The sequence below is a fragment of the Streptomyces sp. NPDC031365 genome, assembly GCF_055569765.1.
The window spans coordinates 1-20,924 of sequence record NZ_JBVIIM010000032.1; the positions used below are offsets into that span (position 1 = coordinate 1).

20 protein-coding genes and 1 pseudogene are annotated in these 20,924 nt (G+C 71.7%); 4 read left to right on the forward strand and 17 right to left on the reverse strand.

Annotated features, from left to right (window positions below; all coding sequences use genetic code 11):
- Positions 1-136: 136 nt before the first annotated feature.
- The 4 genes from fxsA to ACZ5C2_RS32360 form a co-directional block, all read right to left on the reverse strand.
- Positions 137-724: an FxsA family membrane protein gene (fxsA, locus tag ACZ5C2_RS32345; RefSeq protein WP_468799336.1), complete on the reverse strand. Its 588-nt coding sequence runs from the start codon at positions 722-724 to the stop codon at positions 137-139.
- Between the two features lie 71 nt (positions 725-795).
- A complete protein-coding gene (locus tag ACZ5C2_RS32350) occupies positions 796-1,749 on the reverse strand; it encodes a polyprenol monophosphomannose synthase (protein WP_468799338.1) in 954 nt (317 codons plus the stop codon).
- Positions 1,750-2,296: 547 nt separating this feature from the next.
- A complete protein-coding gene (locus ACZ5C2_RS32355) occupies positions 2,297-3,901 on the reverse strand; it encodes an amidohydrolase (RefSeq protein ID WP_468799340.1) in 1,605 nt (534 codons plus the stop codon).
- Positions 3,902-4,303: 402 nt separating this feature from the next.
- Complete coding sequence (locus ACZ5C2_RS32360) at positions 4,304-4,744, reverse strand: Lrp/AsnC family transcriptional regulator (protein WP_468799342.1); 441 nt, start codon at positions 4,742-4,744, stop codon at positions 4,304-4,306.
- Positions 4,745-4,960: 216 nt separating this feature from the next.
- Between ACZ5C2_RS32360 and ACZ5C2_RS32365 the strand changes: the two genes are divergently transcribed.
- The gene (locus ACZ5C2_RS32365) at positions 4,961-5,392 is read left to right on the forward strand and encodes a hypothetical protein (protein ID WP_468799344.1); all 432 of its coding nucleotides are present in this window, start codon (positions 4,961-4,963) and stop codon (positions 5,390-5,392) included.
- Between the two features lie 335 nt (positions 5,393-5,727).
- On the opposite strand, the gene ACZ5C2_RS32370 is transcribed toward ACZ5C2_RS32365, so the two are convergent.
- Positions 5,728-6,900 carry an acyl-CoA dehydrogenase family protein gene (locus tag ACZ5C2_RS32370; RefSeq protein ID WP_468799346.1) on the reverse strand — a complete coding sequence of 391 codons (1,173 nt, stop codon included), beginning with the start codon at positions 6,898-6,900 and terminating at the stop codon, positions 5,728-5,730.
- A gap of 336 nt (positions 6,901-7,236) precedes the next feature.
- Here ACZ5C2_RS32370 and ACZ5C2_RS32375 point away from each other — a divergent pair.
- Positions 7,237-7,455 (forward strand): annotated as a pseudogene (locus ACZ5C2_RS32375) (chitinase); the annotation flags it as partial.
- An 86-nt stretch (positions 7,456-7,541) separates the two neighbouring features.
- On the opposite strand, the gene ACZ5C2_RS32380 reads toward ACZ5C2_RS32375, so the two are convergent.
- From ACZ5C2_RS32380 to ACZ5C2_RS32390, 3 genes are all read right to left on the reverse strand, one after another.
- Positions 7,542-8,198: a TetR/AcrR family transcriptional regulator gene (locus ACZ5C2_RS32380; protein WP_468799348.1), complete on the reverse strand. Its 657-nt coding sequence runs from the start codon at positions 8,196-8,198 to the stop codon at positions 7,542-7,544.
- A gap of 95 nt (positions 8,199-8,293) precedes the next feature.
- Complete coding sequence (locus tag ACZ5C2_RS32385; protein WP_468799350.1) at positions 8,294-8,434, reverse strand: SCO1431 family membrane protein; 141 nt, start codon at positions 8,432-8,434, stop codon at positions 8,294-8,296.
- Between the two features lie 138 nt (positions 8,435-8,572).
- Positions 8,573-9,946 (reverse strand): peptidase C39 family protein, encoded by a 1,374-nt coding sequence (locus ACZ5C2_RS32390; RefSeq protein WP_468799352.1) that lies wholly within the window; start codon positions 9,944-9,946, stop codon positions 8,573-8,575.
- Positions 9,947-10,277: 331 nt separating this feature from the next.
- Between ACZ5C2_RS32390 and ACZ5C2_RS32395 the strand changes: the two genes are divergently transcribed.
- Together ACZ5C2_RS32395 and ACZ5C2_RS32400 are read left to right on the forward strand one after the other, a co-directional pair.
- Positions 10,278-10,898 (forward strand): uridine kinase family protein, encoded by a 621-nt coding sequence (locus tag ACZ5C2_RS32395; protein ID WP_468799476.1) that lies wholly within the window; start codon positions 10,278-10,280, stop codon positions 10,896-10,898.
- A gap of 426 nt (positions 10,899-11,324) precedes the next feature.
- Entirely contained in the window at positions 11,325-13,187 is a 1,863-nt protein-coding gene (locus ACZ5C2_RS32400) for an AAA family ATPase (RefSeq protein WP_468799354.1), read from the forward strand.
- A 148-nt stretch (positions 13,188-13,335) separates the two neighbouring features.
- Here ACZ5C2_RS32400 and ACZ5C2_RS32405 read toward each other — a convergent pair whose 3' ends face one another.
- From ACZ5C2_RS32405 to ACZ5C2_RS32445, 9 genes are all read right to left on the reverse strand, one after another.
- Positions 13,336-14,409 carry a hemolysin family protein gene (locus ACZ5C2_RS32405; protein ID WP_468799356.1) on the reverse strand — a complete coding sequence of 358 codons (1,074 nt, stop codon included), beginning with the start codon at positions 14,407-14,409 and terminating at the stop codon, positions 13,336-13,338.
- Positions 14,406-15,737 carry a hemolysin family protein gene (locus tag ACZ5C2_RS32410; protein ID WP_468799358.1) on the reverse strand — a complete coding sequence of 444 codons (1,332 nt, stop codon included), beginning with the start codon at positions 15,735-15,737 and terminating at the stop codon, positions 14,406-14,408. The genes ACZ5C2_RS32405 and ACZ5C2_RS32410 overlap by 4 nt, the downstream gene beginning before the upstream one ends.
- Before the next feature lie 297 nt (positions 15,738-16,034).
- On the reverse strand, positions 16,035-16,502 hold the full coding sequence (locus ACZ5C2_RS32415; RefSeq protein ID WP_468799360.1) for a PH domain-containing protein: 468 nt from the start codon (positions 16,500-16,502) through the stop codon (positions 16,035-16,037).
- 20 nt (positions 16,503-16,522) lie between these two features.
- A complete protein-coding gene (gene hisG, locus ACZ5C2_RS32420) occupies positions 16,523-17,386 on the reverse strand; it encodes an ATP phosphoribosyltransferase (RefSeq protein WP_468799362.1) in 864 nt (287 codons plus the stop codon).
- Positions 17,387-17,432: 46 nt separating this feature from the next.
- Entirely contained in the window at positions 17,433-17,705 is a 273-nt protein-coding gene (locus tag ACZ5C2_RS32425; protein WP_103543716.1) for a phosphoribosyl-ATP diphosphatase, read from the reverse strand.
- Positions 17,706-17,739: 34 nt separating this feature from the next.
- Positions 17,740-18,225 (reverse strand): 6,7-dimethyl-8-ribityllumazine synthase, encoded by a 486-nt coding sequence (gene ribH / locus ACZ5C2_RS32430; protein WP_468799364.1) that lies wholly within the window; start codon positions 18,223-18,225, stop codon positions 17,740-17,742.
- A gap of 22 nt (positions 18,226-18,247) precedes the next feature.
- Positions 18,248-19,537 carry a bifunctional 3,4-dihydroxy-2-butanone-4-phosphate synthase/GTP cyclohydrolase II gene (locus ACZ5C2_RS32435; protein WP_468799366.1) on the reverse strand — a complete coding sequence of 430 codons (1,290 nt, stop codon included), beginning with the start codon at positions 19,535-19,537 and terminating at the stop codon, positions 18,248-18,250.
- Positions 19,534-20,175, reverse strand: coding sequence for a nicotinamide mononucleotide transporter family protein (locus ACZ5C2_RS32440; protein ID WP_468799368.1), 642 nt, complete (start codon positions 20,173-20,175; stop codon positions 19,534-19,536). The genes ACZ5C2_RS32435 and ACZ5C2_RS32440 overlap by 4 nt, the downstream gene beginning before the upstream one ends.
- Positions 20,172-20,786, reverse strand: a complete 615-nt coding sequence (locus ACZ5C2_RS32445; RefSeq protein ID WP_468799370.1) for a riboflavin synthase — start codon at positions 20,784-20,786, stop codon at positions 20,172-20,174. The genes ACZ5C2_RS32440 and ACZ5C2_RS32445 overlap by 4 nt, the downstream gene beginning before the upstream one ends.
- Between the last annotated feature and the right edge of the window lie 138 nt (positions 20,787-20,924).

The window sequence follows — 20,924 nt, forward strand, 5'->3', positions numbered from 1 at the left end:
CCCCCCCCCCCCCCCCCCCCCCCCCCCCCCCCCCCCCCCCCCCCCCCCCCCCCCCCCCCCCCCCCCCCCCCCCCCCCCCCCCCCCCCCCCCCCGGTCCTGTCCGCGTTCCCTCCCGGCCCGGTTCCCGGGCCGGCGTCAGCGCGTCAGTGGCGGGGGCGGCCCCTGCGGGGTGTCCCCCGGAGCGCTCCCTGGCTCCTCCCGGACCACCTCGCCCTGGACCACCCTGCCGTCGGGCCGGTGGATACGGACCTGCTGGAAGGCACCCCCCAGGGAGCCGTCCCTCGCCTCACGAAGCTTGCGCTCGAAGGTGCGCTCGGCATGACGGCTCACGGCCTTCTGGACCGGCGGCACCAACAGGAGCAGCCCGAGCACGTCCGAGACGAGACCGGGGATGATCAGCAGCAGGCCGCCCAGCATCATCAGGCCGTTGCCCTCGCTGTTCGGCCGGGGCCCGGGCGCCGCCGCTCCGCCGGTCTGCTGCTGTTGCAGCGTCTCGGTGAGGTTCTTGAACGCCCGCCGGCCGGCCCGCTTGATGACGACCGAGCCGAGGACGAGGCCGGCCACCAGGACCAGGAAGACCACCAGGCCGTTCGACGCCCCGGCGACCATGGTGAGCAACCAGATCTCCAGAACGAGCCACGCGGCGACGGCCAGCGGGAGCAAGCCGCGCGACCGGGAACGCCGGGGCCGTACGGGGTGAGGGGTCTGAGCGCCAGTCGTCATACTCCCAGTGTGCCTGGGCGGGGCTCAGTGCGGGATAAGCGGGGCAACGGCGCGGTCAGCGGGTCGTACGCCTATGACTCGGGCTGCTTGACATCCGACCCGGCCTCCTTGGTCTCCGGTGCGGGCCGGCTGACCACCGCCTCGGCCTGCCTGGCCACCGGCTCGCCGTGACCAGCCACCGGCTCGGCGTGCCCGGCCCATGGCTCGGACTGCCTGACGCCCGGCTCGGACTGCTTGCCGCCGCCGCGCCCCAGGACCTTGCCCACCCGCTCCCCCACGCCCCACGCGGTGACCCGCCACAGCGCCTCGACGAGGATGTCGCGGCTCATCTTGGAGTCACCGAGTTCGCGCTCGACGAAGGTGATGGGCACCTCGACGACGTGGTAGCCGGCTTTGACCGCGCGGCGGGCCAGGTCGACCTGGAAGCAGTACCCCTGGGAGGCCACTTCTTCGAGGCCCATGCCCTTCAGGGTCTCGGTGCGGAAGGCGCGGAACCCGCCGGTGATGTCACGCAACGGCAGGTCGAGCGCCATCCGTGAGTAGAGGCTGCCGCCGCGCGAGATGAACTCACGGGACTTCGGCCAGTTCACCACGCGGCCGCCCGGCACCCAGCGCGAACCGAGCACCAGGTCGGCGCCCTTGAGGGCGGTCAGCAGCCGGGGCAGTTCCTCGGGCTGATGGGAGCCGTCGGCGTCCATCTCGATCAGTACGCCGTAGCCGTGCTCCATGCCCCAGCGGAAGCCCGCGAGATAGGCCGCGCCCAGGCCCTCCTTGCCCTTGCGGTGCAGCACCTGGACATGGTCGTCCTGAGCGGCCAGTTCATCGGCGAGGTTGCCGGTGCCGTCAGGGCTGTTGTCGTCGGCCACGAGCACGTGTGCCTCGGGAACGGCCTCGCGCACCCGGCCGACGATCGCCTTGATGTTCTCCGCCTCGTTGTAGGTCGGAATGATCACCAAGGCTGTGCCGAGCGGGCCGTAGTTCCGCCCCTGGGATCCCGCCGCGGGGGTCCCGTCGCCGTCTTTCACTGCTGCCCCTTCATGTCTGTGCGCAGGGTCCCACCATAGTCGTCGGGGCCTGCGCCGAGGCGACAGGACGTTCGTACGGTGGTGTCGTCTACCGGAGATCGGGTAGCGCTACGCATTTCGGCCGCGCCGGGGACGGGGGTGCGACGGCGGATGGGGGCCCGGCGCCCTTCGGGCCGGCCTGGGATCCGCCGGCTGCGGATCGACCTGAAGCCGTTGTCTACTGAGCGCCCGGGCCCCACCCGGGGTCACACCTCCCCGACCGGCTGGACCTTCCCTCGGTACTGCGCCGGTGCTGAGCCTGGCTCCCAGTGGCGGTGCCCCGGTGCGGCACACCGTCCCTGACCCAGCGGCGCTGACACGAGTGGCGGGAAGGCGTCCGGGCGGGCGTCCGGTGGTGGACCCGGCCGAACCTACCGGCCCCCTGCCGCCGCCTGTCAACAGTCGTTTGACCTGCGTCATGTGGTTCACATGCCTGGTCAGCGGCGAGGATGCGCAGGTCGCGAGACAGGGGCGCGACACATGATCGTCACCACGCCCCCGCCGTAGATCACTCGCCCGGCCGTACGAAGACCGTGCGCCCTCCGACCACGGTGCGCCGGCAGACGGGCAGGTCACGGCCCGGAGTGAGGTCGGGCAGGCCGGGGGTGCCGGAGCGGGGGTCGGTGGACCAGCGCGCCACCCGGTCGTCGGGCGCCTGGACAACGAGTTCGCCGGTGTGCCAGACGGCGTAGTCGGCGGGTGCGCCGGGCACCAGGACGCCCGCGTCGTCGCGTCCGACGGCCCGCCAGCCGCCGCGCGTGTGCGCGGTGAAGGCCGCGCGGACGGAGACACGGTGCTCGGCAGTACGGTGGAAGGCCGCGGCACGGACCGTGCCCCAGGGGTCGAGGGGGGTGACCGGACTGTCGGAGCCGAAGGCGAGCGGCACGCCGGCACGCAGCAGGGCCGCGAACGGATTCAGGGAGCGGGCCCGGTCGGCGCCCAGGCGACGGGCGTACATGCCTTCCTCGCCACCCCACAGGGCGTCGAAGGCGGGTTGCACGGAGGCGGTCAGGCCCAGTTCGGCAAAGGCGGCGATGGTCTCGGGGGTGAGCATCTCTGCGTGCTCGACGCGGTGCCGGGCGGCGCGGAGACGGGCGAGGCCCACCTTTTCGGCGGCGGCACGCACACCGTCGACGACGGTGCTCACGGCAGCGTCGCCGATGGCGTGGAAGCCCGCCTGCAGACCCGCCTCGGTGCAGGCGACGACGTGGGCGGCGACGGCGGCGGTGTTCAGGTGAGCGCTGCCGGTGTGGCCGGCGTCGTCGTACGGCTCCCGCAGGCAGGCGGTGTGCGACCCGAGGGCGCCGTCGGCGAACAGGTCTCCCGCGGCGCCCACCGCGCCCAACTCCCGGGCCTTGGTGACGTCCTGTTCGGCCCAGTAGCCGACCACGCGCGGGCCGCTCTTCTCGGCGGCGATCCGCAGCAGGCCGGTGAAGTCGTCCTCGGAGGAGATCCCCGGGCCGCCGCACTCGTGCACCGTGCCGATGCCGAGGGAGACGGCGTGCGCGAGGGCCGCGCGCTGGGCCTCGGCGCGCTGGGCCGGCGTGACGGCGGCCAGGGCGGCGGCGCGCACCGCGTGGTGGGCGTCCCCGGTGAGCGGACGGTCCTCCCGGGCGACGCCGCCCGGGACGAGGTCGAGCAGCGCGGTGGTGACGACCGCGGAGTGGACGTCGATCCGGCTGAGGTAGAGGGGACGGCCGCCGGTGGCCTCGTCGAGTTCCGTGCGGGCCGGAGGCCGGCCGCCGGGCCAGCGGGCGGCGTCCCAGCCGTGCCCGAGCAGGACCCGGTCGTCGGGGCGGGCGGAGGCGAACTCCCGTACGCGGACCAGCGCGGCCTCGAGCGAGGGAGCGGTGGACAGGTCGAGACCGGTGAGGGCGAGACCGGTGGCCGTGGTGTGCACGTGCGCGTCCGTGAACGCCGGAGTCACCAGTGCCCCGTCCAGGTCGATCACCTCGTCGGCCCCGTCCGCGAAGGCGTCTGCCGCGCCCTCGGAGCCGACCCAGGCGACCCGGCCACGCTCGACGACCATCGCGGTCGCGAAGGGGTCGGCGGGACTGTGGACCTCTCCCCGGCGAAGCAGGACGGTGGGCGACGGGACGGTGCGTTCACTCATGCCCACAGTCTCGCGCGTCGGACGAGCCCGCCCGCACGCAGGTCCGGCTCACGGCGCCCGAACTCCCGCCCGCAGCACTGACCACGGGCCAGAGCACCGCACACACGCGGAGCCCTGTCCCGGCTCGGGGCATCGGCTTCCCGCGAGAGCACCGCGCACCCGCAAGAGCGGCCGCCTCGAGCCAGAACGCCGGTCACAGACGAGAGACCGCTCACCTGCAAGAGCACCGGCCGCCTCCGTGAGCGCTGCTCACCTTGTAGAGCACCACCCACTCGTCCGCTCACGAGAGCAGCGCTCACCCGAGAACGCCCTCCGCCACACCCGCGCCCGCGGACCCGCACCGGCGCACACCAGCCGGGTTCGGCGGTCGGAACGGCCGGACGGGTCGCCACGGCGACCGGGTCAGATCCGCGGCGGTCGTGCCTCGTACGGCGTGGAAAGGACGACCGTCGTACGGGTCGAGACGCCGGCCAGGGAGCGTACGCGGGCGAGGAGTTCCTCCAGTTCGTGCGGTGTGGACACACGCACCTTGAGGATGTAGTTCTCGTCGCCCGCGACACTGTGGCAGGCCTCGATCTCGGGGACGCCGGCGAGGCGGTCCGCGATGTCGTCGGGGGCGCTGGGGTCGAACGGTTTGACCGAGATGAACGCGGTGATGGGCAGGCCGACGGCCCCCGGGTCGACGACCGCGGCATAGCCGCGGATGACGCCACGCTGTTCCAGCCTGCGCACCCGCTGGTGCACGGCCGACGTGGACAGGCCCGTGGCCTTGCCCAGGTCTGTGTAGCTCATCCGCCCGTCCTTGACGAGCAGCTGCACGATCTGTCGGTCCAGCTCCTCCATGGCGCAAGAACCTACAGTGCACTTGATCGCCCCGGATACCTGAGCGGGGGCCGCGACGTCGCCGCGCGGGGCACCTGCGAGCGGCATGTGACGAACACCACAGCCTTCAGGCCGTCTCCGTGATGTTCTCGTGATTACGCCCGACGGGCGACGGGAAGTGCTTGCTGTGGTCGAGGCCGCAGCGCCTTCACGGCCCAGCCCGAGGGGGAGAACCCAATGCAGAGTCTTAAGCGCCTTGGTCGTAGCACGTCCAAGCGGCAGCCGGTCGTCGCGCCCGAGCCGGAGTACGTCGAACCGGACACCCTGGACGACGAACCCGACGCGTACGACACCTTCGAGATGTACCGGGTGATCTGCCCGGACTGTGCGCAGCCCATCGCCCTGCTTGCGGACGAGGACGTCCTGCCGGAGCACGCGCTGTGCGCCTCACCGTGGAACCCGTTCGGGCTCACGGTCTGCGCCGGCACCGGCCGCCGGGCCTGCGAGGCCCGGCCGGCGGACGAGTCCGTCACGCCGCAGGAGCAGGACACCGCGCTGCTGTTGACGCTCCCTCAGGGACTCGACTGGCGCACCCAGCCCTTCTCGCACGTCGGCGGCCCGGGCTCGCGCCCGATCCAGGTCCCGTCGATGCGGCGCCACGCCGCCTGAGCCCGCCGGTAAGAGGGTGGCGAGGTCCGCCACCCTCTTCCGCCGTACGGGACGGTCGCGAACGCACGCCCTATTGCGGCCGTCGGTGACCCGTCCGGCGGCTTCCTCGTTGCCCAGGCATGACGACCCCCACGTATGCGACGACCGGGCGTCAACACCGTGTCTTCGTTCCACCCCCCGTGGAGGCGGCCGTACCCGCCCCGCCGCCCCGGCTCCCGGACCCGCCGATCTACCGCGATCTCATGCGCCAGTGGGCCGACCGGGGCCGTACGGTGCCCGGGCGGCTCGACCCGGAGTGGACCCGGATCGCCGCACCTTGGGACGGCTCGCCCGGTTCAGCGGGTTTCCGGGCCCGCGAGGTGGCGGGCGATGACCATGCGCTGGATCTGGTTGGTGCCCTCGACGATCTGCAGGACCTTGGCCTCGCGCATATAGCGCTCGGCGGGGAAGTCCGCGGTGTAGCCGTAGCCGCCGAGGATCTGCACGGCGTCGGTGGTGACGCGCATCGCGGTGTCGGTGCAGTGCAGTTTGGCCATGGCCGCCTGCCTGGCGAACGGCCGCCCCGCGTCGCGCAGCCGGGCGGCCGCCAGGTACAGCGCGCGCCCCGCCTCGATCTGCGTGGCCATGTCGGCGAGCATGAAGCGCAGCCCCTGGAAGTCGGCGATGGGCTTGCCGAACTGCCGGCGTTCGGTCGCGTAGACGAGCGCCTCGTCGAGCGCCGCCTGGGCCAGGCCGATGGCGCAGGCGGCGATGCCGAGCCGGCCGCCGTCCAGTGCCGACAGGGCGATCGCGAAGCCCTGCCCCTCCTCGCCGATGCGTCGCGCGTCGGAGACCCGGACACCGTCGAAGTGGACCTGGGCGGTGGGTGAGCCCTTCATCCCCATCTTCTTCTCCGGCACGGCGGCGCTCAGCCCTTCGGCGTCGCCGGGTACCAGGAACGCGGTGATGCCGCGCGGCCCCGCCTCGCCGGTGCGGGCCATGACCGTGTAGAAGTCGGCGACTCCACCGTGGGTGATCCATGCCTTGGTGCCGGTGATCACCCAGTGGTCGCCGTCGCGCACCGCTCTGGTGCGCAGCGAGGCCGCGTCCGAGCCCGACGCGGGCTCGGAGAGGCAGTAGGCGCCGAGCAGACCGCCGCCGAGCATCGCGGGCAGATGCTCCGCCTGCTGCTCCTTGGCGCCGAAGGCGGCGAGCGCGTAGCAGGCCAGGGTGTGCACGCTGACGCCGAGGCCGACGGTGAGGCGGGCCATGGCGAGTTCCTCGAGGACCTGGAGGTAGACCTCGTACGGCTGGTCGCCGCCGCCGTACTCGGAGTCGTAGGGCAGGCCGAGCAGACCGGACTCGGAGAGGAGGCTGAACAGCTCGCGCGGGAAGCGGCCCGCGTCCTCCTCCTCGGCCGCCGTCGGGGCGACCTCGCGCTGAGCGATGTCGCGGACGAGCGAGATGAGGTCCCGGGCCTCGTCCGTGGGCAGTTGCCGGTCCACCGGCTGCGGGGCGCGGTCGGGCATGGCGACGCTCTCCTCCCTGTTCGGGCACATCGGCGTGCGCCTTGGGTGGGGGCAGCTCCGCCGGGGTCGTTTCGGTGCCTGGCCGATGCTCGCGCTCCCGGGTCTCGGAAGCTGCTGACCAGCGGCTGTGCGCTGTGAGTATGCCCGATCGACAGAAGCACGTCACTTGTTAACGACCGCTTACTTCAGGATACCTTCACCACACCCCCCGATCAGAATTGGTCCGCACCATTGACCGACTGGTCTAGTCCTCCTAGAGTCTTGGTCCACCCACGAATCGCCACGTCCATGCCCGTCGATTCGCTCTCCCGCCAACTCCCACCCCGCTCTCCTGTCGGCCCGGGCACATCGACCGCCACCGCCGCGACCTCGGCTCAGGAGGCCGCCGCCGGCTCCGCGGTCATCGGGTACTTCACCGAGCGGGGCATCTGCGACCGCGAGCACTACGTCAAGAACATCGAGACATCCGGCTCCGCGGACAGGCTCACCCACATCGACTGCGCCTTCGGCGACGCCACCGGCGGCACGTGCGCCATCGGCGCCTCCCACGCGTCCGCCAGCCCTCCGATCCGGTGGCCCTTGCGGTGCGGCCAGGGGGGTTCCACAGGGACCTCCGACCCCTGCCGTTCGGCCGGTCAGGCTCAGGCGTCGCAGCGGGCAGGCGCCGGGGCGGGGTGAGCGGGGTCCAGCTCCTCGATCGCACGCATGGCTCCGCCGAGCGTCTTCACCAGCAGCTCGCGCATGGTCTCGCGGGGCAGTTCACCGCGGTCGATCCAGGCCAGCGCGGCACCCTCCACGCTGCACACCCAGGCCAGCAGCCCCATCCGCGCCACCGGCGCGATGTCGGTACGGCCGTAGGCACCCTCGGCGATGGTCGTGACGATCGCCTCCCGCACCCCGTCCCGGATGGCGTGCACCTCGGTGTCGAAACCGACGCCGCCGCTGACGATCGCGCGGTACGCGGCCTGGTTGTGCTCGACGTACCGCAGATAGCTGTCGATGGTGCGCTGGACCCGCTCCACGGGCGGCAGTTCCGCGCCGCTCGCCGCGTAGGTGACCAGGCCGGCCACCGAGTCCTCGATGATCGCCAGGTAGTAACCGCGCTTGGAGCGGAAGTAGTAGTAGATCAGCCCCTTGGCGACCCGCGCCTGACGTGCGATGTCGTCCATCGAGAGCGCGTCGTACGACGTGTCGGCGAACAGGCTCCGCCCGATGGAGATGAGTTCGGCCCGGCGGGCCGAGGAGCGCTGGGTGCCGCGCGCTGCGGGGCGCACGGCGGACTGCTGGCTGATGTTCACTGTCGACCCAGGTCTCCTGCGGGCGGCGGGACAATCCCGCCGCAGTATGGCAGGTCGCCCACCCGGCGGGATCCGGCGGCCCGGGGCCTGGGGGGTTACAGCATTCCCAGCTGGGTCACGAGCATCGCGAGGACCACGACAAGCGTCCATCCCATGACGTGCTCGAGGATCTTCGGCCCGTCCTCCTGCGGGCCGCCGGTGCGGGCGCGGGTGACGGTGGCTGCGTTCGCGGTCATGGCATCTCGCTGGTCTCGGTGGTGCGCGGACTCCTCTGCGGATGGTGTCCACCTTGCCACCGCGAGCGGCTTTTGCGGCCGAGACATCGGTCACACGACAGCGGGCCCCGGTCGTCCGGGGCCCGCCGCAGGACCGGCTCAGCGCACCCCCACCGCCGCAAGCGCCGTGCGCTGCCGCGGAGTCGGATGTGCAGGGAAGTACAGGTAGCAGACCCCTCCGGTGCCGGAGACGACCTTGCCGGAGGCGTTGTACCGCTTGGTCCGCAGCCAGATGTTCTCCCACTCGCGCCGCTGGTAGACCCGGCGCACGGCCTCGTTGTCGTCAGAGGCGGGGTCGTTGGCGATCACGTCGCCGTCGGCGGTGAAGCCGATGACGGTCATCAGATGCCCGGAGGTGCCGTACCCCGCCCCGGTCAGCTCCTTCTCAAGAAAGGACTGGGACGTTATGGCCGGGATGCCCGCCGCGATCAGCGTCTCCAGGTCGGTGAGGGAACGGAGACGGGTGACCGCGCCCTGCAAGCCCTTGAAGGTCGCCGCGTAGGCGGCGTTGAACGGCCAGTTGCCGCAGCCGGCGTACTGGTGGTCGTACGTGTACCGGGCCGCGTGGCAGATCTGCGGGTCGGCGTAGGACGGGTCGACCCAGGACAGCTGCTCCTCGGTGAGCCTGCCGCCCCAGTACTCGATGATCATCTGCGAGGAGGTCGGGCTGCACCAGGCCTCACCGCCGTTGTCGTACTCCGGGTACTGGCCCTTGTGGATCTCCTGCGAGTAACGCGGGACGATCAGCTCCCGGGCCAGTCGGGGCGTGGAGGCGGGCACGGTGAACCGGTCGGGGATGTCGGAGCCCATGGCGCCGGTCCGCCACACGGTCGGAGTGATGCGCGTGCCGGGGCGGCGGTGGAGGGTGAGGCGCAGCCGGTAGGAGACCAGACGCAGGCCCGACGCCGCGTCATCGAGAGCGACCGTGTCCGTCCAGACGCTGCTCCGGCCGTCACCCTGGTCGTCCACCGAGGTGCGCCGGATGTCCTGGTCCCCGGCCGCCCAGCGGCCCATGACGTACCAGGGGGTGTCCGTGCCGTCGGAGTACGTGCCCTTCAGCTCGATCTGGAGCCAGGTGCCCTCGGGGGTGTGTGCGTTCCAGGAGGCGATGACCTCCGTGGCCGGAACCCTGAGGCGGTGGACGGGCGAGGTCCACCGCGCGTACTCCCAGGCGGACGTACGGCCCGTGTGCGGGTCGGTGTAGTCCGTGGTGCCGGCGGCTCTCGCGATCACCAGGCCGGGACGGGCGCCGGCGACGGCGCGGGTCCCGTCGGCGGTGCCACCGCGCCAGTCGGTGTACGAGGTCCAGGCCCGGTTGTCGACGGTGCGGGCGGCGGCCCGCCCGGTGTGCGCGGTGCCGGTGGCACCGGCGGTCGTGGTGCCGGCGGACGCCGGGGCAGCGCTCCCGGCGACGGTGGCGACGACTGCCGCTGCCAGAAGGGTTCTGCGAGACGGCAGTTCGGCTCTCTTCATGGGCGGAGGACCCCCAGGTGTCGGAGTCGGGACAGGGCCAGTGCACGGCCGGCGGGACGGCGTACGTCCGCCGGATGGAGCGGGTGTGGGCCAACTATGAACGCAGCCGGGTGGATCCTGCCAGCACCCTGGCCGTACCGCGCTCAATCAACATGGGACTCGACCAATGGCGGGACGCGCTGCGGGCCCCCCGGCCGGGGCCGACGGGCGGCGCTCCGGATCCCGCCCGGACCGCACGGGCCGGCAGGGAATCACCCACGGGAGTCGGGCCGATCAGAACGGCACCCCTTAGAGTCCTTCCGGTCAGCCCTCCCCAGCCCCGGGACCAGCCATTCACGCTCTCGCCTCCCGCATCCGCCGGCTCGGCCCCTCCTGCGGGCCGGTCCGGTTCATCGGTCTCGACGGCCATGCCGGCTCGGGGAAGTCGACCTTCGCCGGGCGGTTGGCCGGGGCGCTGGACGGCGCCCCGGTTCTGCGGCTCGACGACATCGCCAGCCACGAGGAACCGTTCGGCTGGACCGGACGACTGCTGAGCCAGGTGATCGAACCGCTCGACCGCGGCGAGACGGCGTACTACTCCCCCTACGACTGGCGCGCCCGCCGCTTCGGGCCGCCCCGACCGCTGCCGCCGGCCCCCGTGATCCTCGTGGAGGGTGTCGGCGCGGGCCGCCGGGCACTGCGCCCGTATCTGGCGCTGCTGCTGTGGATGGACCTGGACCGGGAGGAGTCCTGGTCCCGGGGCCGGGCACGGGACGGTACGGAGCAGCGGGAGTTCTGGGAGGGCTGGGTCCGCGCGGAGGACGCGCACTTCGCGGGCGACCCCTCGCGCCCCTTCGCGGACCTTCTGGTGCGGCAGCGCGGGGAGGGGTACGAGGTGCTCCCGGGGCCTGCCGGGACAGGTGAATCGATCTCTCCACTCACACACGGTGACGGGCCGTCGGCAATGTGGTGAACCTGTGAAAGGCACCTCTGGACATGTTGCCGGAGCACCCCAACTCCGCTTGACCGGGGGCCCGTACAGGTCTTACGTTCTCAATGAGCGGCACTTCGGAGCCGCCCGCGGACACGAAGCCCCCGGTTGTTCCCCCGTGATCGGGGGCTTCGTTCTGCCCTCTTCACACTTTCCAACCGCTCAGCGGCATATGGCGATAACCCTGGGTCACGGTGCGGTCGATGCTCTGCTCTCCCGTCCCGCTCCTCCACCCGCACGGCACCCTACGGACGTGACGCCGCCGCAGGTACGATGCCCTCGGTGCGACACGGACGCTCCTTCGCGCACCTTGCAACTCCGGTCCGCGGTAAAGCGGTTCGACCACAGGGCGCCGACGGCCGAGGGCCGGCCGGCACACCGACGGGGGCACGGTTTGTGGGGGACGTGATGGACTTCGGCACGCAGGGCCCGCAAGCCCCGGCCGACCTCGCCTGGCTGCGAGGCGTGGACGCGTACACGATGGGCGCCTATCCGCAGGCGGAGGAGGAGTTCCGGGCCGCGGTGCGGACCGACCCCGGGATGGCCGACGGCTGGCTCGGGCTGCACGCGCTGCGCGTCGACACGACGACCGCGCTGCTGCGGATGTTCCGCCACCGGGAGCGCTTCGGCGAACAGCGCACCCGACACCGGCGCACCCTCAACTCCTGGTACTGGCTTGGCTGGTGGGTGCAACCGGTGCTGGAGAGCCCTCGCGATCTGCTGCTGGCGCACGCCTCCCACTGGCTGGACGGCCGCCACGTCCCCGAGCTGGACCGGGCACTGGCCGGGCTGCCTCCGGTGGACACCGATCCACACGTCCGCTTCCTGCACGCCTGCCGCGCCTATCTGATCAAGGACTGGGAACAGTTGGTCCGGCACACGGACTCCCTGGTCGAGGATCCGATGCTGGGCATCGAGGCGGGGCTGTTCGGGGGCATGGCCCGGGTGCGTCTGGAGATGTACGGGCAGGCCGAGCCGCTGCTGTCGGCGGCCCTGATGCGGTGCCGCAGCGAACAGCCGCAGCGCAAGGAGCTGCGCTACTGGCTGGCGCGCGCCCACGAGGGGACCGGCCGCAGCGCCGCCGCCCTCCCGCTGTACCGGGCGGTGCACCGGGTCGATCCGGCCTTCATGGACACCTCGGCCCGGCTCACCGCGATCGCCGAGGGCGACGGCTACGACGATGGCGCCGATCTCGCCGCGATCACCCTGACCGGCGCCGGGGACATGATCGACGGCCCCGATACGCTCGACCCGCTCTTCGGCATCGAGGGGCGCGACCTCCGGCTGTCCGAGCCCGATCCGCCGGCTGCCCCGCGGCCGGCGGTCACCGGCCCGGGGGTGCGCGAGCGGGCGGGCGGCTCCACCTCGCCGCTGCCGTCAGGGCCCACCGATCCGGCGTTACTGGAGGAGGCGCTCGCCGAACTTGAGCGCATGGTGGGGCTGGAGCCGGTGAAGCGCCAGGTCAAGGCGTTGTCGGCGCAGCTGAACATGGCACGGTTGCGGTCCGGGCAGGGATTGCCGGTGCAGCCGCCGAAACGGCACTTCGTCTTCTCCGGGCCGTCCGGGACCGGCAAGACCACGGTGGCCCGCATTCTGGGCCGTGTCTTCTACGCCCTCGGGCTGCTCGGCGGTGACCATCTGGTGGAGGCCCAGCGGGCGGATCTGGTGGGGGAGTATCTCGGGCAGACCGCGGTGAAGGCCAACGAACTGATCGACTCCGCGCTCGGCGGGGTGCTGTTCGTCGACGAGGCGTACTCGCTGTCCAACTCGGGGTACGGCAAGGGTGATGCGTACGGGGACGAGGCGCTTCAGGTGCTGCTGAAGCGGGCCGAGGACAATCGCGATCACCTGGTGGTGATTCTCGCCGGTTATCCGGAGGGTATGGATCGGCTGCTCACCGCGAACCCCGGGCTGTCGTCACGGTTCACCACGCGGGTGGACTTTCCCTCGTACCGGCCGCTGGAACTCACCTCGATCGGTGAGGTGCTGGCCGGTGAGAACGGGGACGTGTGGGACGAGGAGGCCCTGGACGAACTGAGGTCGATCGCCGGGCACGTGGTGGACCAGGGGTGGATCGACGAGCTGGGGAACGGGCGGTTCCTGCGGACGCTGTACGAGAAGAGCTGTGCGTACCGGGATTTGCGGTTGTCGGTGTATCCGGGGGCGTTGACCCGGGAGGATCTGGCGACGTTGCGGTTGCCGGATCTCATGCAGGCGTATGGGGAGGTGCTGTCGGGGCGGGGGCCGTCGGGGCCTTCCTCCGCGCTGTAGGGCTCCGGCGTGGAGGGCGGCGCACGGGATGCTCACTCGCCCCGCTGAAGGGGTGCCGCCGCGCCCACCCGTGCCGCCCCACCGGCACGACTGCCCGCGGCGGGGAAGGCACCGGTGCCAACGGCTGAGGCGGCGCGGCTGCCGACCGTTACGCGGGGACCTCCTCCGGGGTTCCGTTCGCCCGCTGGGGCGTCAGGGTCACTTCCCGGTGGGCCGGGTCCCGTACCTCGCCCACCAGGAGTTCCAGGACGTCCTCCAGGGCCACCAGGCCCAGGACCTTGCCGGTGGGATCGGAGACCTGGGCGAGGTGGGTGGCGGCGCGGCGCATCACCGTGAGGGCGTCGTCCAGGGGCAGTTCGGGGCGCAGGGTCGTCATGGGGCGCCAGAGCTGCTGCGGGACGGCGCGGTCGGAGTCCTCCAGGTCCAGCACGTCCTTGACGTGGAGGTAGCCCATGAAGGCGCCGCTGTCCGCGGCCACGGGGAAGCGGGAGTACCCGGTGCGGGCGGTGAGCTCCACGATCTGCGCCGGGGTGACCGCGGGGGTGACCGTCACCAGCGACTCGCCCGCCAGCAGCACGTCCGTCACCGGACGGGAGCCCAGCCCCAGGGCGTCCTCCAGACGTTCGGCCTCCTCGGGGTCGAGCAGACCCGCCTGGCCGGAGTCCTCCACCAGCCGGTTGAGCTGTTCGCTGGTGAAGACGGCTTCGACCTCGTCCTTCGGCTCGACGCGGAAGAGCCGCAGGACGGCCTGGGCACAGGCGCCGAGCGCGACGGTGACCGGCTTGCACAGCCTGGCGAACCAGACCAGTCCGGGGCTCAGCCACAGCGCGGCCTTCCCGGGGGCCGCCATCGCCAGGTTCTTCGGGACCATCTCGCCGATGACGAGGTGGAAGAAGACCACGACGGCGAGGGCGATGACATAGCCGAGCGGGTGGATCACGCCGTGCGGCAGACGGATCCACTCGAAGACCGGTTCCAGCAGCCGGGCGACCGTCGGTTCGGCGACCGCGCCCAGGGTGAGCGAACACACGGTGATGCCGAACTGGGCGGCCGCCATCATCTGCGGCAGGTGTTCCAGGCCGTAGAGCACCTGGCGGGCGCGGGCGGTGCCGAGCGGTTCGATCTGGCTGCGGCGGACCGAGACCAGCGCGAACTCCGCGCCGACGAAGAAGCCGTTGGCCAGCACGAGCAGCGCCGCGAAGAGAAGTTGCAGGACACTCATCCGGCCACCTCCACGAGAGGCAGCGGGGCGGTCCTGACCAGGCGGACGCGTTCGGCACGGTAGTGGCCCACCCGGCGGACCGAGAGCCGCCAGCCGGGCAGTTCCGTACGGTCGCCGACGGCCGGGATACGGCCGAGCAGATCGGCGACCAGGCCGGCCACCGTTTCGTAGGGGCCCTCGGGCACTTCCATGCCAATGCGCCGCAGGATGTCGACGCGGACTCCGCCGTCGACGTCCCAGGCGGGGTTGCCGTCCTCCGGCGGCGCGGCGGCGAGTTCGGGGACGTCCTGTCCGTCGTGCTCGTCGCGCACCTCACCGACGATCTCCTCGACGATGTCCTCCAGCGTGACCACGCCGGCCGTGCCCCCGTACTCGTCGACGACGACCGCGATGGGCTGCTCGCTGCGCAGCCGTGTGAGCAGCGGCCGTACGGGCAGGGTTTCGGGGACCAGCAGGGCCGGGCGCGCGATGCGGCCGACGGGGGTGCGCAGACGGTCCCGCACGGACACCGCGAGGGCGTCCTTGAGATGGACCATGCCGACGATCTCGTCGATCCGTTCCCGGTACACGGGGAAGCGGGACAGACCGGTGGCCCGGGTCAGATTGACCACGTCCTCGGCGGTCGCCGACGCGTGCAGTGCGCTGACCTTCACACGGGGGGTCATGACATGCTGCGCGGTCAGCTCGCCCAGGGACAGGGTGCGGACGAAGAGGTCCGCCGTGTCCTGCTCCAGGGTCCCGGCCCGCGCGGAGTGCCGGGCCAGGGAGACGAGTTCGCCGGGGGTGCGGGCGGAGGCCAGCTCCTCGGCGGGCTCGATGCCCAGTGCCCGCACCAGGCGGTTGGCCACGGCGTTCAGCCCGGCGATGACGGGGCGGAACAGGAGGGCGAACGTATGCTGCGGGCCGGCGACGAATCGGGCGACCTGCAGAGGGCGGGAGACCGCCCAGTTCTTGGGGACGAGTTCGCCGATCACCATCTGCACGGCCGAGGCCAGCAGCATTCCGACGACGACCACGACGCCGGGGACCGCGCCCTCCGGTATGCCGATGCCGGCGAAGGGGCCGTGCAGCACTCCGGCTAGCGCGGGCTGGGCCAGCATGCCGACGACGAGGGAGGTGATGGTGATGCCGAGCTGGGTGCCGGAGAGCTGAAAGGACAGTTCCCTCAGCGACGCGACGACCCGGCGGGCGCGACGGTCGCCGCCCGCGGCGGCCTCTTCGGCGTCCGCTCGCTCGACGGTGACGAGGCCGAACTCTGCGGCCACGAAGAATCCGTTGGCCAGGATCAGCAGGAACGCGGCTGCGAGCAGCAGCAGGGGGGTGGTCATGATGCCGCCGCCTCCACATGCGCGCTTGCCCGGGGATACGGGTCCGCGCCATGTCGGCAGGGGGCGGCGCAGGTACTGCAGGACGATCCGTCCATCGCCGGAGAGGGTCACTCCTCGGGTAGCTGGAGCCCCTGGGCCACCGGGCGGGGCGGCAGGGGCGAAGGCGCTGTCGTCGCGCCTTCGCCCACCAGATTAATCAAGACATGGGCGACTGCGGCAGGTGGACGTCCCCGGCGCTTCCCGGAACCGGCCCTCCAGCGGCCTCCGAGGGGCGGCTCGCCGGGGCGGCCCGGATGGTCAGCCCTGCGCCGTCCCGGGACCGGCCGTGGAGCGGTCCTCGGCGAGCGCCCGCAGGGTGCGTGCGTCGGCGACGGCGCGCGCCCTGGCGATGCCCGGCTGGATGCCGAGCACGGGCAGGCTGGTGCCGTCGCTGAGGTCGAGGAAGACCCAGGGATCACCCGGGCGGAGGTTCACCTGAAGGATCTCCGCCCACTCCAGCCGGCGCCGGTTCATGATGTTGACGACGGTGACGCCCGCCTCGTCGGCGACGACTTTCGGCCGGGCCAGCAGGAAGAGCACACCGGCCAGCAGCGCCGCGGTGAAGACGAAGCTGATCCGCTCCCCCGGGCTGAGCTCCAGCAGCAGTGCGATGAGGGTGATGACCAGGAACAGCGCGGTGCCCGCCGTGAGCAGCACCCCTCGGGTGCGGGCTGGGCGGAAGGTGACGGGCAGTGGGGGCAGGGCGCCCGGCGTGGAATCCGACATGGGGTGTGCTCCGGGGCCGGTCAGAGGCGGCAGGCGTGGATGGCCGTGGTGAGGATGGCGCGGGCTCCGATGTCGTACAGATCGTCCATGATCCGCTGCGCCTCCTTGGACGGGACCATCGCGCGGACGGCGACCCAGCCCTCGTTGTGCAGCGGGGAGACGGTCGGGGACTCCAGGCCCGGGGTGAGCGCGACGGCCTTCTCCAGCTGTTCGACCCGGCAGTCGTAGTCCATCATCACGTACGTCCGGGCCACCAGGACGCCCTGGAGGCGGCGCAGGAACTGCTGCACCTTGGGCTCGACGGTCTCGTCGGCGTCGGCGGAGGCGCCGGTGCGGCGGACGACGACGGCCTCGGACTTCATGATCGGCTCGCCGATGACCTCCAGGCCCGCGTTGCGCAAGGACGTGCCGGTCTCGACGACGTCGGCGATGACCTCGGCGACACCCAGTTCGATGGCCGTTTCGACGGCGCCGTCGAGGTGGACGACCGAGGCGTCGATGCCGTGGTCGGCGAGGTGCCCCGCGACGATGCCCTCGTAGGAGGTGGCGACCGTCATGCCGCCCAGGTCGGCGACGCCGCTCGCCGTGCCCGGCTTGGTGGCGTAGCGGAAGGTGGAGCGGGCGAAGCCGAGCGGCAGGATCTCCTCGGCGTTTGCACCGGAGTCGACCAGCAGGTCGCGGCCGGTGATGCCGATGTCGAGCTTGCCGGAGGAGACGTAGATCGCGATGTCGCGCGGGCGGAGGTAGAAGAACTCCACCTCGTTCGTCGGGTCGACGATCCGCAGTTCCTTGGACTCGCGGCGCTGCTGGTAGCCGGCCTCATGCAGCATCTCCCCCGCGGGGCCTGACAGGGAACCCTTGTTGGGGACGGCGATGCGCAGCATGAGGTCGGCTTCCTTTTGTGTGAAGGGGTGTCACGAACGTGACGGTTTACAGGTGGGCGTAGACGTCGTCGAGGGAGATGCCGCGGGCGACCATCATCACCTGGACGTGGTAGAGCAGCTGCGAGATCTCCTCGGCGGCCGCTTCCCTGCCCTCGTACTCGGCGGCCATCCAGACCTCGGCGGCTTCCTCGACGACCTTCTTGCCGATGGCATGGACGCCCTTGTCGACCAGCTCGGCGGTGCGGGAGGTGGCGGGATCGCCGTGGGCGGCCTTGTGCTGGAGCTCGGTGAAGAGCTCCTCGAACGTCTTCTTGGACATGGTGGTCCTTACCCTACGCGGTGACGGGGGCTGCTCACCGCCAGGGTTCGGATACCGAACGCAGGCAGGCCGCGGTCGCCACGGCCGCGGTGACCGCCTCATGACCCTTGTCCTCGCCGGATCCGGGCAGTCCGGCGCGGTCCAGGGCCTGCTCCTCGGTGTCACAGGTGAGCAGACCGAAGCCGACGGGGACGCCCGTGTCGACCGAGACCTGGGTGAGGCCCTGGGTGACGCCCTGGCACACGTAGTCGAAGTGCGGTGTGCCGCCCCGGATGACGACGCCGAGGGCGACGACCGCGTCGTAGCCCCGGCCGGCCAGGACCTTGGCGACGACGGGAAGTTCCCAGCTGCCGGGGACCCGGAGCAGGGTCGGCTCGTCGATGCCGAGGTCGTGCAGGGCGCGCAGGGCGCCGTTCACCAGTCCGTCCATCACCTTCTCGTGCCACTGTGCCGCGACGACGGCGACCCGCAGGTCTCCCACATCGCGTACGGACAACTCCGGTGCACCCTTGCCGCTCACGCGTCTCTCCTCGGTGGTTCTCTTACTGGTTGCCGCAGGCGGGCACGGTCGGTGTGTCCAGCCAGGGCAGGTCGTGACCCATCCGGTCCCGCTTGGTCCGCAGGTACCGGAGGTTGTGCTCGCTCGCGGTGACGGGCATCGGCTCGCGCCGGATGACCTGGATGCCGTGGCGGACGAGCGCATCGGACTTGTCGGGGTTGTTGGTCATCAGGCGGACGCCGCGGACCCCGAGGTCGGCGAGGATCTGCGCGCCGGCGCCGTAGTCGCGGGCGTCGGCGGGCAGCCCGAGTTCGAGGTTGGCGTCCAGGGTGTCCCGGCCGCGCTCCTGGAGTTCGTAGGCGCGCAGCTTGGACATCAGGCCGATGCCGCGTCCCTCGTGCCCGCGCAGGTAGACGACGACGCCCCGGCCCTCGGCCTGGATGCGGTCGAGGGAGGCGTCCAGCTGGGGGCCGCAGTCACAGCGCCGGGAGCCGAAGATGTCGCCGGTGAGGCATTCGGAGTGGACGCGCACCAGGACGTCCTCCCCGTCACCGATCTCGCCGTGGACGAGGGCGACGTGCTCGACACCGTCGACGGTGGAACGGTAGCCGTACGCCGTGAAGGTGCCGTGGGAGGTGGGCAGCCGTACCTCGGCCTCGCGGCGGACGGTGGGCTCGGCGGAGCGGCGGTAGGCGATCAGGTCCTCGATGGAGATGATCGTCAGGCCGTGCTTGCGGGCGAACGGGATCAGCTCGGGCAGCCGCAGCATGCGGCCGTCCTCCCCGGCGATCTCGACGATGGCGCCGGCCGGTCGCAGTCCCGCGAGGCGGGCGAGGTCGACCGCGGCCTCGGTGTGGCCGTCGCGCACCAGGACGCCGCCGGGACGGGCGCGCAGCGGGAAGATGTGGCCGGGGCGGACCAGGTCCGCGGGTTCGGCGGTGCCCGCCGCCAGCAGCCGGAGCGTGGCGGCACGGTCGGCGGCGGAGATGCCGGTGGTCACTCCGTGGGCGGCGGAGGCGTCGACGGAGACGGTGAAGGCGGTCTTCATCGACTCGGTGTTGTCGTCGACCATCTGCGGGAGGCGCAGTCGGTCCAGTTCGTCCCCCTCCATGGGGGCGCAGATCAGGCCGCGGCACTCGCTCATCATGAAGGCGACGATCTCCTCGGTCGCCATCTCGGCCGCGATGACGAGGTCGCCCTCGTTCTCGCGGTCCTCGTCGTCGACGACCACGACCGGGCGGCCGGCCGCTATGTCGGCGACGGCCTGTTCGACCGGGTCGAGCGTGAGGTCCTCGGGGCCTTCGGTGCCGTACAGGATCGGTGCCGCACTCATGCCGGCGCTCCTTCCAGGGCGGGCCGCGCGTCGCGGGAGCGCAGCCACCAGTCGCGCAGGCCCCACAGGACCAGTGCGCCGTAGATGACGTAGACGAAGCCGGAGAAGGCGAAGCCGTTGGCGAAGTTCAGCGGGACGCCGACGAGGTCGACCAGCAGCCAGGCGAACCAGAACTCGACCATGCCGCGGGCCTGGGCGTACATGGCGACGATCGTGCCGACGAAGATGTAGGCGTCCGGCCAGGGGTCCCAGGACAGGGACGGGTAGAGGGTGAACAGCCCGCCGACGGCGAGGGTGCCCAGGGTGGCCCCGGCAAGCAGTGCGCCGCGCTCGCGCCACGTGGCGAACCGTACGGCGATGGAGCCGTCCTGGGCCTGCTGCCGGCCGCGGTTCCACTGCCGAAAGCCCCAGGCGGCGACCAGCATGACGACGACCTGCTTGCCCGCGCTGCCCGAGAGGTGGGCGGTGGCGAAAGCCCCGAAGAGGACCAGGCCGGAAACGAACTGGGCGGGCCAGGTCCAGAGGGAGCGGCGCCAGCCGAGGGCGAGGGCGATCAGACCGACCACGTTGCCGATCATGTCCGACCACTTGATGTGCTGGTCGAAGAGGGTGAACGCCTCGGAGTTGAGCCAGCTCACCGGGCCGCCCCCGCATCGATGACGCGGTCGCCGAGCATCCGCTCGACGTACTTGGCGATGATGTCCACCTCGAGGTTGACCGGGTCGCCGGGTTGTTTGAGGCCGAGCGTGGTCAGGGCGAGGGTGGTGGGGATGAGGCTGACGGTGAAGTGGTCGTCTCCGGCGTCGACGACGGTGAGACTGACGCCGTCGACGGTGATGGAGCCCTTCTCCACGACGTAGCGGGAGAGGTCCGCGGGGAGCGAGATCTTCACGATCTCCCAGTTCTCCGACGGCGTGCGCCCGAGGATCTCGCCGGTGCCGTCCACATGCCCCTGCACGATGTGGCCGCCCAGGCGGGAGCCCACGGCGGTGGGGCGCTCGAGATTGACGCGGGAACCGGCGGCGAGGGCGCCGAGGCTGGAACGGTTCAGGGTCTCCGCCATCACGTCGGCGGTGAACTCGTCGCCCTCGTGCTCGACGACCGTGAGGCAGACGCCGTTGACGGCGATGGAGTCGCCGTGCTGTGCGCCCTGGGTGACGACGGGGCCGCGCAGCCGGAAGCGACAGGCGTCGTCGAGGGTCTCGACGGCGGTGATCTCGCCCAGCTCTTCGACGATTCCGGTGAACACTTCCCGGGTCCTCCTGCCATTGGGGCACGGACTCCGGGGCTGTCGATGACGACAGAGAGTACGAGCGGGAACACCGCGAGCGACGCCGGACGGAGCTCGCCTCAACGGCGAACCGGTACGGCGGCGCGCATGGATGCC

Coding starts and splice junctions, on each gene's coding strand:
- ACZ5C2_RS32365 (WP_468799344.1), top strand. CDS start 4,961: ATGCAGAGTCTTAAGCGCCTTGGTCGTAGCACGTCCAAGCGGCAGCCG.
- hisG (WP_468799362.1), bottom strand. CDS start 17,386: ATGCTGCGCATCGCCGTCCCCAACAAGGGTTCCCTGTCAGGCCCCGCG.
- ACZ5C2_RS32355 (WP_468799340.1), bottom strand. CDS start 3,901: ATGAGTGAACGCACCGTCCCGTCGCCCACCGTCCTGCTTCGCCGGGGA.
- ACZ5C2_RS32405 (WP_468799356.1), bottom strand. CDS start 14,409: ATGAGTGTCCTGCAACTTCTCTTCGCGGCGCTGCTCGTGCTGGCCAAC.
- ACZ5C2_RS32415 (WP_468799360.1), bottom strand. CDS start 16,502: ATGTCGGATTCCACGCCGGGCGCCCTGCCCCCACTGCCCGTCACCTTC.
- ACZ5C2_RS32425 (WP_103543716.1), bottom strand. CDS start 17,705: ATGTCCAAGAAGACGTTCGAGGAGCTCTTCACCGAGCTCCAGCACAAG.
- ACZ5C2_RS32385 (WP_468799350.1), bottom strand. CDS start 8,434: ATGACCGCGAACGCAGCCACCGTCACCCGCGCCCGCACCGGCGGCCCG.
- ACZ5C2_RS32435 (WP_468799366.1), bottom strand. CDS start 19,537: ATGAGTGCGGCACCGATCCTGTACGGCACCGAAGGCCCCGAGGACCTC.
- ACZ5C2_RS32370 (WP_468799346.1), bottom strand. CDS start 6,900: ATGCCCGACCGCGCCCCGCAGCCGGTGGACCGGCAACTGCCCACGGAC.
- ACZ5C2_RS32410 (WP_468799358.1), bottom strand. CDS start 15,737: ATGACCACCCCCCTGCTGCTGCTCGCAGCCGCGTTCCTGCTGATCCTG.
- ACZ5C2_RS32360 (WP_468799342.1), bottom strand. CDS start 4,744: ATGGAGGAGCTGGACCGACAGATCGTGCAGCTGCTCGTCAAGGACGGG.
- ACZ5C2_RS32400 (WP_468799354.1), top strand. CDS start 11,325: ATGGACTTCGGCACGCAGGGCCCGCAAGCCCCGGCCGACCTCGCCTGG.
- ACZ5C2_RS32390 (WP_468799352.1), bottom strand. CDS start 9,946: ATGAAGAGAGCCGAACTGCCGTCTCGCAGAACCCTTCTGGCAGCGGCA.
- fxsA (WP_468799336.1), bottom strand. CDS start 724: ATGACGACTGGCGCTCAGACCCCTCACCCCGTACGGCCCCGGCGTTCC.